Genomic DNA, 16,193 nt, shown 5'->3' with positions numbered 1-16,193 from the left:
TATTATTGAAGCTGCAAATTTACGAATAAGTTTCTATTTTTATAATGGTTAAAACTAATAGAACTATCAATTAAATTGATAGCTATTAATCATTATTCTTAAGATCCGATAATTTCTCTTTTTTCTTTTTATCAACTATTTCACCATCCATATAAAAATCCCACTTCCCTACTCTTTTTCCGTTTTTATACATTCCTTCTTCCTTTATACCTCCTTTTAAATCGTAATACTTAGCTTCGCCTTCTAACTTACCATTAGCATAAATTACTTGTTCAATTAAAATAGCAGAATCAGTAAATGTTTTAGAAACTCCATTTTTCATCCCTCCTACATATACAGATTCTTGAGTCACATTTCCATTAGGATAATAATTTTTAAGAACCCCATCTAACTTACCTTCTTTATATTCTTCTTCAGAAAAAATCTTCCCATTTGTAAAATAATAAAACCACTTGCCTATACGGTTTTTACCTACCATTGCTCCTTCACTCTTCAACCTACCTAATTCATTATAAAACTTAACAGAAGCGGTATCATTAGAAAAAACTTTTACAATTACTGGCTGTGAAGATGATTTTTTAGAATAGAACTTAAAATTCCCTATTTCTTTTCCGTTTTTAAACACTCCTGAATAACGAATTTTTCCATTATTATAAAATTTCTTCCACACACCCGTTCTTTTTCCACTAGCATCAAACTTATTAAATTTCTGAGCATTTACAGAAACCGTAAAATAAACTGATAATAAAAGTGCTATTGAAAATTTCCTTTTTATATTTAACATTGATAATTATTTTTTACTAAGTAAAATAACTTATTGAATTCAAAAATACACAAACCGTACCAATATGAGTATTGATTTTTTAATTTCTGTTTTAAACGACATGAAAACCGCTGCAAAAGTAAACAGAGATAAAGCTTCAAATATTGTATTGGAACACCCGAAATTACTTATACATTTAGTTGATTTAACTTTTGATATAGATAATAAACTATCAATTAAAGCTGCCTGGGTATTAGAATGGATTTGCACACATCATGGAGTTACTCACATTTATCCCTATATTAATGTTTTTGTTAAAAATATTTCAACACTTCATTTTGATAGTGCTATTAGACCATGCGCCAAAATCTGTGAACACTTAGCAGCTGCATATACATCTAAAAAAGAAAATGAAACACAATCCGTATTAACTCAAGAACATATCGATTTAATTATTGAAACTGGTTTTGATTGGTTAATTACTGATCAAAAAATAGCCGTACGTGCTTACATCATGAATACCTTGTATTTGTTTGGACTACAAAAAGAGTGGGTTCACGCTGAATTAAAACATTTAATTAGTACTAAGATTATTCACGAAAGTAAAGGATGTAAAGCTCGTGGAAAATATATTTTAAAAATGATTGAGAGATACAAAATTTAATTCATGTCTTTAAAACATCAGCCCTTTACTGAACATAAAAACAAGTAATTTATTATTTTAAATATTTAAACGGCTATAGAACTTACCAACTCTTTGTTTTTTTACACAAAATTTAGTTTTATTTTCACTAAGCATAAAAGGATAAAAGGATAAATATATGATGACAATATGTTTTTACATATATATAACGAACAAACACACATATACACTATTGATAAAATGAGTTAACACCTTAACCTTCTTAGTTAATAAATATTTTGTATATTTGAAATAAAAACATGAAAAAAATTATCTTTTTTATTATAATTTTATCTTTTCATACTGCATCTTTTGGTCAAAAGAAGTTAAAGAAAATTGAACTTTCAGGGTTTGTTACCGATTATAAAGCCAAACCTATAAAAAATGCTTATATATTAATTGACTCTATTAAAACTAAAATAAAGACTAATAAAAAAGGTTTTTACAAAGTAGTTATTTCCAAAAAAAATAAACTGATTACAGTTTTCTCATCAAATCATGGACTTTTAGAGATGGACTATCTTGGCCAAGATAAAATAAATTTTATTTTTCCAGAAAGTATTAAAAAAATTTCTAATAGAGATTTTTTTAAATTAGGCTATCAAAAGAAAAGAAAAAAATCAAATGATTATTCCAATTATAGTGATGTTTTTCAATTACTAAAAAACAAGTTTTTTAATGTTCTAGTATCTGGAGAGGATGTATGGATAAAAGGAGGTGGAATTTCTATTTCTAATGGAAATCCAGGATTAATTAAACCACTCTTTATTGTTAATGGAATAATCGTAAATGACATATCAAATATATCCCCTTCTGATATTAAATATATTTCAGCAGAAAGAACAAAAACAAGTCTTTATGGATCTAGAGGAGCTGGAGGTATTATTAAAATTAAACTTAAATAAAACCAGGGTCTAAAACAAGAATAAATCATGAAATTAGTTTTGATTAATTACTTATATAAAGACAGCACTACCTGATTATACAATGATTACCCTATACTTATTTTAAGTAGCAAAATATTTGATTCATATCGAATCAAGATATAGATTAAAACAATTGGCGCTGTTTTAGTTTAGATATCTCGTATGCTTTGCATCTGGGTAATTATTTTTATCCAAATTCGTAGGCTTTCTATAACCTACAAAAGGTTGTTTCAATAATTCTTTTAAACTTGAATTCTTTTCTTTATCAGGAAACGTATCTACTCCGTACACAATTTTCTCTCTATCCAGTTCCATATAAGTCCCTAATAATCGATCCCAAACAGAAAAAATATTTCCGTAGTTAGAATCGGTGTATGGTAACATATTATGATGATGTACTTTATGCATATCTGGTGATACAATTACATAACTCAATAATTTATCAAGTTTTTTCGGAATTTTAATATTTGCATGTGTTAATTGTGTAAATAGTAATGACATTGATTGATACAACATTATAATTGCTACTGGGGTACCTACTAAAAAAACACCTAATAATGTAAATGTGAAACGTATCATACTTTCTAAAGGATGATGCCTGTTAGCTGTAGTTGTGTCTACTTTATGATCAGTGTGATGTACTAAATGCACCATCCAAAGTACTTTTACTTTATGTTCGGTAAGATGTGCTAAATAAGCCCCAAAGAAATCTAAGAAGAATACACCTAAAACTACATATAACCATAAAGGCATTTCAGGTAACCAATTAATTAATCCAAAATTATTTATTTGTACCCAATCTGCAGTTTCCACTAATAAAAAAGCCAACATGAAATTTATAACAATTGTTGTTGCTGTAAAAAACAAATTAGGAAAAGCATGTTTCCATTTATTGTATTTAAATCTAAATAAAGGAACAGCACTTTCTAACAACCAAAAAAAAGTAATTCCGCTAATTAAAATAAAACTTCGATGTATAGACGGAATCGTCTCAAAATAATTAATTATGGTTTCCAATATGAGTGATTTTAATGCAAATTACAAAAGAAGACTTAAAGTATTACAAGAAAAAAAAGATTAAAAGAACTATTATTTTATAAATCAGATTGATAAACAGTAATTCCGTTTAAAATAACTTGATTTATATTTTTAAAACAAAACCGCTTTATAGATGCTTAATACCTATTTATACCCATTTACTCTTTTAACAGCTATTTAAATTTTTTACAGATTTAATTTTAAGTATTTTTATCGCATGAATTTGAATAAAAAAAGGATATTAAATCATCTTTTATTTTGGGTAGGAATTTTTCTTTTTTATATTTTTTCATCCACAAGTAGAGAATTGTTTTTACTAAATATAAAAACGACACTTTTTAAGCTCCCTTTATTAATACTAGCAACCTATAGTTTTAATTATTGGCAGGTACCTAAATATCTAAATAACAAGAAATATCTAGCTTTTATAATTTCTTCCATTATAATTATAATATTATTAGTGCTATTATTTAGGTTTATGGGCTATTACTATTTAGATAAGTTTTGTATTGATGGCCCTTATCCATTTATAAGTTTAGAAGATTTCCCTCTTTATATGTTATCTTTCCATTATCCTTCTTTTATAATGTATTTTTATAAAGTAAATAAACAACAACAACAAGAAAGAGAGTTATTACATCAACTCGAAAAAGAAAAAGTATCTACAGAGCTTAAGTACTTAAAAGCACAACTAAATCCACATTTCTTATTCAATACTTTAAATAATTTATATTCTTATGTAATTACAAAGTCTCCAAAAGCTCCAGATATGATTTTGCAATTATCAGAAATTCTGGATTACATACTTTATAAAAGTCAAAATAAGTTTGTCTCATTGTCTGAAGAAGTAAAAGTTATACAAAATTATATTGCATTAGAACAAATTAGATATGGAGATCGTCTAAAGGTAAGTTTTAATAAAGAAATGTCCGAAAATCCAACTCAAATCTCACCATTACTTTTGCTTTCTATGGTAGAAAACGCTTTTAAACATGGAGTTAGCGGAAGTATAAAAAAACCAGAAGTTAGCATATCTTTAAAACAAAATAATTCTGAATTAAAATTTAGTATTTGGAATACGAAGATTGAAAATAAAGAGAGTAATAAAACAGATGATTATAAAACAGGTATCGGCCTTGTTAATATTCAGCGGCAGTTAAACCTAATATATCCTGAGAAACATCAATTTACAACAGAAGAAACCGACACTTATTTCTCTCTTCAGTTAAATTTAAAACAAACTTAAAATGGTTAAATGTCTACTTGTTGATGATGAATCACCAGCGATTAATCTTTTAGAAAATTATATAAAAAGATTAGATAATTTTCAAATTATAGCAAGTTGCTATAGTGCTATTGAAGCTTTTGAAGTTATAAAAAAAGAAGATATAGATTTATTATTTTTAGATATCGAAATGCCTGTTTTAAAAGGATTAGATTTTCTAAAAACCTTAAAAAACCCACCTAAAGTAATTATTACAACTGCCTATAGAGAATATGCTATAGAAGGTTATGATTTAGATATTGTAGATTACCTTTTAAAACCAATTCCTTTTAAACGATTTGTAAAAGCTATAGATCGTTATTATGAAAGAGTACAACTTCCTTTTAAAAATAAATTAGAAAAAAAGGCAGACAATTCATTTTTTTATGTGAATGTGAATAAAAAACAAATTAAAATTATTTTTGATGATATCTTGTACATAGAAAGTCTTAAAGATTATGTTAGAATTCACAGCAAAAATCAGCGGCTTGTTGTTAAAAGTAATATTGGTAAAATTGAAGAACAACTTTCTAAATCGCTTTTCTTAAGAGTACATCGATCTTATATTATTTCACTTGATAAAATTACTGCATTTACACAAAAAGATATAGAAATAGGAAACATTGAAATCCCAATTGGCTCAAGCTACTCAACGGAAATTTTAAAAATAATATCTAATTCTTAAATCCATTTAAAACAGTTCTTAGATACTTATCACTTCTTTATCTTCATTTATTCTCTTAAGCTCTATTTTCTTTAAATTTCACAGACATATATTATAGTTTAGTATTAACTATAACTAAATATATACATATGAAAAGTATTAAACACCTTATTTTTATTTCATTTTTATTAAGTTTCATTTCTTGTCAAGAAAAAAAAACAGATAGAGAAATAGAAGATGAATTTGCTCAAAAATATGCGCCAAAAGACTTAGAAACTTATGGTTTTACATTGGCTGTAGATTCAGAATTACCTGAAGTACATCAGCTTCTAAATGATTTGGAAAAGAATTTTTATTTTTATGGAGATAAAGATGAGTATGAAAAAAAAGCAGCAAGAATTATGGAATTGGATCCTGAATATCCAAGTGGTGTTTTAATGGGTGGGTTTTATGAAACAGATTCTGAAGCGTATAAGAAAAAAGTAACCAAGGCATATAATCTTTCTAAAAAAACAACATTAAAATCAGAACGAGATCTCATGCAAGCAGAATATTCTCTTTTGGTTGAAGAAAATTATTTAAAAGCACAGAAATATTTTCAAAAAGTAGTAAATATGTATCCTAATAGTGCTGCTGCTATATGGTCGTTAGGTATGGGATACTACTATAATAATGAATATGACAAAGCTTTGGAATGTTATAAAAAAAGCACAGAGTTAATTCCTAATTTACCAAAAGGATATGAATTTATGTCTATAATGTATTTAATGAAAGGAAATAAAGAAAAAGCTTTAGAACATCTAGAACTCGCTAAGAAATACGGAGCAAATGCTAAAAATGACATCTACTTTTCAGAATATGAAAACCTATTATATTACAAAGTTGGACTATATGATAAAGCCATGAAATCTATTGAAAAGGTACGTACTTATGGAGAACATTTTAAAAATAATGAAAGTTTAAAAAACACCTATATTGCAGCAAAAAAGAAGTTTGATTCTATTAATAGAAAATAATTACATTTTAAAGTTAAAAAAGACTGTTTAAGATATCTTAAACAGTCTTTTTTATTAAATAAAAATAGATTTAAAGTCTTTTTAATTATAGGGTTCTTTTAATTTCAGGGAAAAATTATAGAGAGAAGGCTTAAAACCCGTACTAACAGCATTTATTATTCATGGGCTGTTATTTCTATATGAGCTTTTTATAAATTGAAAAATCTTATTAATCTAATTCTTAAAATAAAATTCCTCTTCGCTCCTCATTGAGAATGACATTCGTATGTATTACTTCAAGTAATTTTCATTTTTAGGAAAAAATTGTGTTGAGATATTTTACAAGAAAATGGATTCCTGTCTACGCAGGAATGACAAATGAATATAAAAATTTAAGATTATAAAAATTAACCTAATCGTTTAATTTTTTCGTTAGACCTAACTGGTAAACGTTTTTTTAGTTCTTCAACAATTCTATATGTTGCAGGACAGATAGCTGTATTTGCTATCGTTAAATCTGAAATCTGAATAAATTTCTTACGGTTTGTATGAGGATATTCTGAACATGCTTTTGGACGCACATCATAAATGAAACAAGAGTTATCACTTTCATCAAAAAATGAACATGGAGCTGTTTTTAACACCATAAAATCATCTTTATCACGCTCTAAATATTGGTTTTCAAAATCACGAACCTTCATTTTTAAATGCTTAGAAATTCGCTCAGTATCTTTATCTGTAAAAATTGGACTTGTCGTTTTACAACAGTTACCACAATCTAAACAATCTGTTTTTGCAAATTCCTTCTCATGTATATCTTGTACTACAACATCGAAATTTTTAGGTACTCGCTTTTTTATGGTTGCAAAGTATTTTTTATTCTGCTTCTCTACGTCTGCAGCTAATTTTTCTAAATTCTCTAAATCTTTATCCATACTGCAAAAATAGACATATAAACCGTTAGAATCAGTTTAAATATAACCTTCTAAGTTTTAAAATAATTTATTATAAACATCTCTACTTAGCTCTGATTCTTAATTATAAAAAAACAATACATTTTTAACAATAAATAAACTATTAAACAAGTTAAGAATACTCTAAAAATGTTTTCTATAAAAAACCTTACTAGTTGGTCTTTTTTACAGAAAACAAACATACCCTAACATCTAAAAGTATACTATATTAACAAAAACCTAGACTATATTACGAATAAAGCACGTAAGACCTATAAAATAATAAATATAAATTAATTTTAACGTACATTAATTGACTTTAACACAAATTAATATTTAATAATACTTTATTACCATGTTAACCTTATTTTAAAATTAATTTAAGAAACTCTAGGTAATCAATTATTGTAGAAACTAAAACAGACTACTTTTATGTTTTTTAAGAAATTTTCCTTTTTTATCTTTTTCTCCCTTATTTTAATTATTCCGCTTGCGGCTCAACAAAATACCCCTGCTACTTGTATCAGTTTAAAACGCCCAGAAGCTATCACGCTACAAGAATTTAATCAACAAAGAAAATCTTTATCAAAAAACACTGCTGCATTAAGACCTGCTGGCACAACTGCCATAGTACAAAGTGTTCATAACACCATTGCTAAATGGGAATCGGGTTCTTATTATCGCTATGATATTGGCACAAGTCCTGGTGATAATAATATAAATAGAGGTAGTTTATTAGGTGCTAATGCTAAAAATACACGAGGACATTCTTATGAAGAACTAAGAAAATCTGCAATAATAGAAGGTACACCTAATTTTAATTTAGGAGACACTTTTTATATTAATCTATACAACTTTAGTGGTGATACCAATCCTTGGGTTTCACAACCGATGTCTTTTAATGTAGAAACTTTAGGGACTGCAACCAATGAAGTTACCATTAATATTGAAATGGGATACGGTGTGAATGGTTTAGGCCCTTTTGCTACTTGGCAAAGAGATAAAATGCAAGCTTTTTATAGTAGAGTTAACCCTATTCTAAAAGAAGTATATGGTGCACCATCTAGAAATCATACCGTTAATATTGTAAACGACGGACTCGCTATTGGAACTAACACCTATTACAACGGTCCAAACCAAATAAGTACGACTTATAGTGAAAATAATGGTGATTTATCGCAACCTCGTTTAATGATTCATGAGTTGTTACATGGCTATAGAGATAATGTTGTTATAAGTAGTGATGATGAATGGCATTATACTCCTGTACTTAGTGGCTTTGAAGAAGGAATGGCAGAAGCTGTTGCTCTTATTGTTATGGATATTTTTATTGAAAGATATCCTAATTTTTTTAATGCTGATGAATTTAAAGTTCACTGGGGGCACTCTCGAGGAATGCCTTTTGATTGGGATTACGATTTTCAAAATCACGAACAATTAACCACAACCGATTTCTTTTCAAGTGATATTGGTACAGGTGCACATTGGGAAAGATATGGAGCAGCTCAAACAGCTATGCAAAAAATATACATTGAAGATAAAGACGTTTTTAAAAAGTTTAATACAGAGTATTACAGAAGATTAACTGCTGACTATACATTATTACCTACTAGAAATTTAATAATAAATATTTTTGAAACTATTTTACCAGAAGTTGAAAGAACACCAATAACAGAATGGATAAATAAACAACGTATTTTAGATTGTAAAGTAGTGCCAGGTAAAAAAGTACATCTATTAACTTTTCAAAAGGCAGATCAAGGGAGGATTCAAACAACTGACAATAGACTACATATTTATGATACCCAAAATAATGTAAATGGTAGTGAATGGTCATGGAATATTATTAAACCACGTATTGATGCCAATAATGATCCGTCTGAAAGATGGTATGTTCAAAGTAATAATATTAATGGTCAATTACAAATTTATAATTACGACGGTACACTACATCAGCCATCCATAGCTATCAAAAATGATAAAGCTGCTAGAAAACAAGGATCTCCCGCTTATTTAGGCCCATACCAAGGCCCCAATATTTACGAATATAATGGTGCTTTTACAGCTAATGATGGTAAAGGTATAGGCTCACAACCAGGTGGAGGGAAACGACCTGTAGGTATTGAAAATCATAATTTCACAGCAACAAACACCCCTAACAGAGCGCATGGAGATTTGTTTAATGCTAATAATCAACCAGATCCTACTTCTCAACTTATTAGTGGTTTAGAGGATTTCGGTTTATACAGATATGATATTACTTTTGAAGGAGGTAATTATGCAGGTACTTATTATAGATTACACGGTACAGACCTTGTTGGAAAAGACGGACTTATTGGTGGTATAAAATCAGAAGATGACACCAATCAAATTAAAGGAAAATTAATTATTGAGCATGAAAATTTTGGCGAAGAACCTGAAATAACGATAGATAACGGGGCATTTATAAAAGATCGTTTATGGACTAGTATTCCCGCTACAGCTCAAAGACAAGGAGGAAGAACAGATAGAAGGTATTCTGAAAAAGGTAAAATACATGCCATATATGTTAGTGAAGATTGTACACAACAAAAAATTGATTTTAGAAACATTACCTATGGTGATGGTTTAGCAGGAAGTCAGTTATTTTTATTTACCGTAGAAAATTTTCAAGACATAGAATACAAAACGCAACCTGAAATAACAGTGTGTAAAGACAATGATTTTACTTTAAATGTTACAAATAACTTTGAAGATATACTTGATGGTGATACTAGAATATCATACCAATGGTTAAACCCAATGGGTATAGAAATAGCGACTACAAAATCATATGTATTTACCAATGCCCAAAAAGTCGATGAAGGTATTTATACCCTAAAAATAAGTTTCTTTGGATGTGAAATAATTAAAACCACAAACATAATTGTAACGGATGATACGTTTACTGTTACAACGCCAACAACACTAGAACTGTGTGAAAATCTTACTTTAAATATAGCTGCTAACGATATTTCTGGAGCTACTTACGCTTGGAGTGGTCCAAATTCATTTACAGCAACAACTAAAGACATAGAAATATTGAATACTCCGCTAACTGCAGCAGGAGATTATATTGTTTCAGCAACAATAGTAAACTGTTCAGGTGCTAATGAAACTTTAACTAGCACAACAACTGTAACAGTAAATTCAACTGTAACTCCAACATTTACATTTACAACAACTTACTGTTTAGGGGCAACAGCGGATATACTACCTATAACATCTGATAATGGAATTACGGGTGCTTGGAATACAACAACTATTGATACAAACATAACTGGAACTACAAATTATGTATTTACCCCCGATAACGCAAATCAGTGTGGTGAAATAGTAACTATTCCAGTAAGAGTTAACACAAGTATTAATATTACTCCTACATTTACTTTTATAACTACTTATTGTGAAGGTGCAACTGCAAATACATTACCTACAACATCTGATAATGGAATCACAGGAACCTGGAATACAACAACTATTGATACAAATATAACTGGAATTACAAATTATATATTCACTCCAAATAATGCTAATCAATGCGGTGAGGCAGTGTCTATTCCTGTAACAATCAATACTACAGTAGCACCCGTATTTAGTTTTGCAACTACTTATTGTGGAGGTGCAACCACGAATACATTACCTACAACATCTGATAATGGAATTACAGGTACTTGGAATACAACAATTATTGATACAAATATAACTGGAGCTACAAATTATATATTTACTCCAAATAATGCTAATCAATGCGGTGAGGTAGTGACTATCCCTGTAACAATCAATACTACAGTAACACTCGTATTTAGTTTTGCAACTACTTATTGTGAAGGTGCAACTGTAAGTGCATTACCTACAACATCTGATAATGGAGTCACAGGTACTTGGAATACAACAATTATTGATACAAAGATAACTGGAGCTACAAATTATATATTTACTCCAAATAATGCCAATCAATGCGCAACACCTGTAACCATTACAGTAACAATTAATGCAACAGCAACACCAGTATTTAGTTTTTTAACTACTTATTGTGAAGGTGCAACTGCAAATGCATTACCAACAACATCTGATAATGGAATTACTGGTACTTGGAATACAACAACTATTGATACAAATATAACTGGAACTACAAATTACACTTTTACACCTAGTGGAATAAATCAATGTGGAGAAGTGTTAATTATTTCTGTAAAAACGAATCAAAATTCTTTTACACTTGCACCTGTAACATCTATAACTATTTGTGCAACACAAACATTAAACATAAGTGCTGAGAATATTACTGGAGCAACTTATAGTTGGTCAGGACCAAACGGATTTACAGCAATCACAAAAGATATTCAAATACCAAATATAATGACTAATGCAAACGGGAATTATACTGTTTTTGTTACTAAAACAAGTTGCTTAGGTATTGTTGAAACTAAAGAAGTTACAACAGTGGTTACTGTAAACGAAAACACGTTTACTATTAACCAAAACACTACTCCTATTGAAATTTGCGAAACAGAAACATTATTGCTTAGTACTAATCTTATTAGTGGAGCAGATTATAATTGGTCAGGGCCAAATGGTTTTAATGCAAGTACTAGAGAAATTAACATACCTAATATTACCACAACTAATGCTGGTAATTATACCGTTTTTGTAAGCGCCATGAATTGTACAGGTATCCTAGAAACCAAAAAAAGTACAACAAACGTTATTGTAAACGAAAGTTTTAAAGTAGCAACACCTACTACATTAATTACATGTTTTACTGAAGAAATAGCTATTGATATTAACGATATAATTGGAGCAACATATAGTTGGTCAGGACCAAATGGATTTACTGCTAATACTAAAGATATGCTAATATCAAACGCTACTCTTGCAATGGAAGGTGATTACACTATTTCGGTAACAGCACCTAACTGTATGGGAGCTATAATTACAAAAACCAGTACAACAAAAGTAACTGTTAATATTTGCACAAAAATACCATCATATTTCACACCAAATGAAGATGGTAAAAACGATACTTGGGAAATAAATAGTGCATTAATTCCTTTTTCATTTATTAATATATATGACAGATATGGTAAATTAATTAACAAACTTACCCCTCAAAATAATAATTGGAATGGTTATTATAATGGTCAAAAAATGCCTTCTACTGATTATTGGTACCTAATAGAGTATGTTAACAAAAAACAAGATACTGGTAACTTTAGTTTGTTGAGAAAATAAAAAACATCCTGATTAACAAACTGCTACCCAATAAATTTTTCTTAAATTATTGGGTAGCTTTTTTTATGCCTGATAAAAAAAACAAATAACTAAACCCTTTTATAAATTGTTAGTTTCACTTTTAATATCATCCAAATAAATTATGTAATTTTGTTGCTCAATTTTCAACAACTAATGAGCATACAAACCTTAATAGAAGCCAAAGTAAAAGAAGGATTTTTAACCTTATATAATATAGAAATTCCTACTGTAGAATTTCAAGCAACTCGTAAAGATTTTGAAGGAGACATCACTGTGGTGGTTTTTCCTCTTTTAAGGTACAAAAAAGGAAACCCTGTTCAAATTGGTGAAGATTTAGGTAAGTTTTTAGTTGAAAACGTAACCGAAATCACAAACTACAACGTAGTAAAAGGATTCTTAAACTTAGTGATTAACGATAGCTTTTACACTAATTTTTTCAATCAAATCACAAAAAATAGTTCTTACGGGTTTATTACACCTTCGGCAGATGATTCTTCTCGTATGGTTGAATACTCATCTCCTAACACAAACAAGCCTTTACATTTAGGTCATGTACGTAATGTATTATTAGGGTATTCGGTTGCTGAAATATTAAAAGCTTCGGGTAAAAAAGTTTACAAAACTCAAATAATTAACGACAGAGGTATTCATATTTGTAAATCGATGTTGGCTTGGGAGAAATTCGGAAACGGAGAAACTCCAGAAAACACAGGCTTAAAAGGAGATAAATTAGTAGGTAATTATTACGTAAAATTCGATCAAGAATATAAAAAAGAAATTGCAATATTAGTTGCTACAGGAGTTTCTGAAGAAAATGCTAAAAAGCAAGCTCCACTATTTATTGAAGCTCAAGAAATGTTACGTAAATGGGAGGCTGGAGACGAACAAGTTGTTTCACTTTGGAAAGAAATGAACTCTTGGGTTTACAAAGGTTTTGATGTTACTTATAAAAGTATTGGAGTAGATTTTGATAAATTATACTACGAAAGCAACACCTATTTATTAGGGAAAGATGTTATTGATGAAGGCTTAAAAAGTGGTGTTTTCTTTAAAAAAGAAGACGGTTCTGTTTGGTGCGATTTAACAGAAGATGGTTTAGATGAAAAATTGGTGTTACGTTCAGACGGAACAGCAGTTTACATGACACAAGATATTGGTACCGCTATTCAGCGTTCTAAAGACATGCCAGATGTTGGCGGAATGGTTTACACTGTTGGTAACGAACAAGATTATCACTTTAAAGTATTATTCTTAATCTTAAAAAAATTAGGATACTCTTGGGCAGAGCAATTGCATCATTTAAGTTACGGAATGGTAGATTTACCTTCTGGAAAAATGAAATCTCGTGAAGGAACAGTTGTTGATGCTGATGATTTAATGGATGAGATGACGAATACTGCTCGTACAATTTCTCAAGAATTAGGAAAGTTAGAAGGATATTCTAACGAAGAAAAAGAAGAACTATATAGAATTATAGGTTTAGGTGCTTTAAAATATTTTATTTTAAAAGTAGATCCTAAAAAGAGAATTTTGTTCGACCCAAAAGCATCGGTAGATTTTCAAGGAAATACAGGACCTTTTATTCAATATACCTATGCAAGAATTCAATCAATCTTAAGAAAAGCAAATTTCGATTATTCGAAAGAAATTGCTATTGATTTACATGAAAAGGAAAAAGAATTAATAAAGCAGTTAGAATTATATCCTGAAATAATTCAGCAAGCAGCCAAAAATTATTCACCAGCAGTTATTGCTAATTACACATACGAATTAGTAAAAGAATTTAATTCTTTCTACCAAAACGTACATATTTTAGGAGAAGAAAATCAAGATAAAAAAGTATTTAGAGTTCAGTTATCTAAAAAGGTAGCCGATACTATAAAATCAGCATTTAATTTATTAGGAATTCAGGTTCCTGAGAGAATGTAGAAAATTAACAAGTACACGCGTTAGGGATTGAAGTGGCATCCTTTTTAAAAAATTATAATAACACGTCATTACGAGGAGAAACGACGAAGTAACCTCATTAAGTTAAGAGATTGCCACAGTTTACAAAAAGTAAATTTTGCAATGACATTTTTTAAAAAGATATAACGGAAAGCTCGTTCGAACGCCAAAATTATCGATATAATTTTGAGAAGAAAAGAACTTGAAGTGACATAAATAAAAATAATAAACAAACAACAATAAAGACATACACATGAAATACGACGTATTAATAATAGGAAGTGGTCCTGGAGGATATGTAACTGCAATTAGAGCATCTCAATTAGGATTTAAAGTTGGAGTAATTGAAAAAGAAAGCTTAGGTGGAATTTGCTTAAACTGGGGGTGTATTCCTACAAAAGCATTATTAAAATCTGCACAAGTTTATGATTACTTAAAACATGTTGATCAATATGGTTTAAAGGCAGAAGCTATCGATAAAGATTTCGAAGCTGTTATTAAACGTAGTCGTGGTGTTGCTGAAGGAATGAGTAAAGGTGTTTCTTTTTTAATGAAGAAAAACAAAATTGACATCATTAACGGTTTTGGTAAAATTAAAACTGGTAAAAAAGTTGATGTTACTGCTGAAGATGGATCTGTAACTGAATATAGCGCCGATAATATTATTATAGCAACAGGTGCTCGTTCTAGAGTATTACCTAATTTACCACAAGATGGTAAAAAAGTAATTGGATATCGTGAAGCAATGAGCTTACCAAGTCAACCAAAATCTATGATTGTTGTAGGTTCTGGTGCTATTGGTGTTGAATTTGCGCATTTTTACAACTCAATGGGAACTGATGTTACTGTTGTAGAGTTTATGCCAAATATTGTTCCTGTTGAAGATAAAGATGTTTCTAAGCAAATGGAACGTTCTTTCAAAAAAGCTGGAATTAAAGTAATGACAAGTTCTTCTGTAGAGTCTGTTGATACTTCTGGTGATGGTATAAAAGCTACTGTAAAAACTAAAAAAGGAGAAGTAATTTTAGAAGCTGATATTTTATTATCGGCTGTTGGAATTAAAACGAATATTGAAAACATCGGTTTAGAAGATGTTGGTATTATTACTGATAGAGATAAAATTTTAGTAAACGACTGGTACCAAACTAACATTCCTGGGTATTATGCTATTGGAGATGTAACTCCCGGGCCTGCACTAGCACACGTTGCTTCTGCTGAAGGAATTACTTTGGTTGAAAAATTAGCTGGTGTACATACCGAAGCTATCGATTACGGAAACATTCCTGGTTGTACATATGCTACTCCAGAAATTGCTTCTGTTGGTTTAACTGAAGAAAAAGCAAAAGAAGCTGGTTACGAATTAAAAGTTGGTAAATTTCCTTTCTCTGCATCTGGTAAAGCAACTGCAGCTGGAACTCCTGATGGATTTGTAAAAGTAATTTTTGATGCCAAGTACGGTGAATGGTTAGGTTGCCATATGATTGGTGCTGGTGTTACCGATATGATTGCTGAAGCTGTTTTAGGACGTAAATTAGAAACTACAGGTCATGAAGTATTAAAAACTATCCACCCTCACCCAACAATGAGTGAAGCGGTTATGGAAGCTGTTGCTGATGCTTATGATGAAGTAATACACTTATAGCCTTTATATAAATAAAGACAAAAAAACCTTACCAAATTGGTAAGG

General features: G+C 29.5%; 11 protein-coding genes. 8 read left to right on the top strand and 3 right to left on the bottom strand.

Annotated features, from left to right (window positions below; genetic code table 11):
* Window positions 1-85 precede the first annotated feature (85 nt).
* Window positions 86-784, bottom strand: coding sequence for a toxin-antitoxin system YwqK family antitoxin (locus CXF68_RS11655; protein ID WP_101044870.1), 699 nt, complete (start codon window positions 782-784; stop codon window positions 86-88).
* 64 nt (window positions 785-848) lie between these two features.
* Between CXF68_RS11655 and CXF68_RS11650 the strand changes: the two genes are divergently transcribed.
* Both CXF68_RS11650 and CXF68_RS11645 read left to right on the top strand, forming a co-directional pair.
* On the top strand, window positions 849-1,427 hold the full coding sequence (locus tag CXF68_RS11650) for an adenylosuccinate lyase (protein ID WP_101044868.1): 579 nt from the start codon (window positions 849-851) through the stop codon (window positions 1,425-1,427).
* A gap of 278 nt (window positions 1,428-1,705) precedes the next feature.
* Window positions 1,706-2,350, top strand: coding sequence for a hypothetical protein (locus CXF68_RS11645; RefSeq protein WP_101044866.1), 645 nt, complete (start codon window positions 1,706-1,708; stop codon window positions 2,348-2,350).
* Window positions 2,351-2,515: 165 nt separating this feature from the next.
* On the opposite strand, the gene CXF68_RS11640 is transcribed toward CXF68_RS11645, so the two are convergent.
* Complete coding sequence (locus CXF68_RS11640) at window positions 2,516-3,388, bottom strand: sterol desaturase family protein (RefSeq protein WP_101044864.1); 873 nt, start codon at window positions 3,386-3,388, stop codon at window positions 2,516-2,518.
* Window positions 3,389-3,887: 499 nt separating this feature from the next.
* On the opposite strand from CXF68_RS11640, the gene CXF68_RS11635 reads away from it, so the two are divergent.
* The 3 genes from CXF68_RS11635 (at window position 3,888) to CXF68_RS11625 (ending at window position 6,353) form a co-directional block, all read left to right on the top strand.
* Window positions 3,888-4,655 carry a sensor histidine kinase gene (locus CXF68_RS11635; protein ID WP_157821913.1) on the top strand — a complete coding sequence of 256 codons (768 nt, stop codon included), beginning with the start codon at window positions 3,888-3,890 and terminating at the stop codon, window positions 4,653-4,655.
* Window position 4,656: 1 nt separating this feature from the next.
* A complete protein-coding gene (locus CXF68_RS11630) occupies window positions 4,657-5,358 on the top strand; it encodes a LytTR family DNA-binding domain-containing protein (protein ID WP_101044860.1) in 702 nt (233 codons plus the stop codon).
* A 128-nt stretch (window positions 5,359-5,486) separates the two neighbouring features.
* Entirely contained in the window at window positions 5,487-6,353 is an 867-nt protein-coding gene (locus CXF68_RS11625; RefSeq protein ID WP_101044858.1) for a M48 family metallopeptidase, read from the top strand.
* 386 nt (window positions 6,354-6,739) lie between these two features.
* Here CXF68_RS11625 and CXF68_RS11620 read toward each other — a convergent pair whose 3' ends face one another.
* Entirely contained in the window at window positions 6,740-7,267 is a 528-nt protein-coding gene (locus CXF68_RS11620; RefSeq protein ID WP_101044856.1) for a YkgJ family cysteine cluster protein, read from the bottom strand.
* Window positions 7,268-7,717: 450 nt separating this feature from the next.
* On the opposite strand from CXF68_RS11620, the gene CXF68_RS11615 reads away from it, so the two are divergent.
* The 3 genes from CXF68_RS11615 to lpdA all read left to right on the top strand — a co-directional run bounded on the left by CXF68_RS11615 (window position 7,718) and on the right by lpdA (window position 16,148).
* Window positions 7,718-12,538, top strand: coding sequence for a T9SS type B sorting domain-containing protein (locus CXF68_RS11615; RefSeq protein WP_101044854.1), 4,821 nt, complete (start codon window positions 7,718-7,720; stop codon window positions 12,536-12,538).
* A gap of 174 nt (window positions 12,539-12,712) precedes the next feature.
* Window positions 12,713-14,488, top strand: a complete 1,776-nt coding sequence (gene argS, locus CXF68_RS11610; RefSeq protein WP_101044852.1) for an arginine--tRNA ligase — start codon at window positions 12,713-12,715, stop codon at window positions 14,486-14,488.
* Window positions 14,489-14,759: 271 nt separating this feature from the next.
* Entirely contained in the window at window positions 14,760-16,148 is a 1,389-nt protein-coding gene (gene lpdA, locus CXF68_RS11605; RefSeq protein WP_101044850.1) for a dihydrolipoyl dehydrogenase, read from the top strand.
* Window positions 16,149-16,193 lie beyond the last annotated feature (45 nt).

The organism is Tenacibaculum sp. Bg11-29, assembly GCF_002836595.1.
Lineage (GTDB): Bacteria > Bacteroidota > Bacteroidia > Flavobacteriales > Flavobacteriaceae > Polaribacter.
Note: the sequence above shows the minus strand (reverse complement) of the source record. Positions and strands in the feature narration are given on the sequence as shown.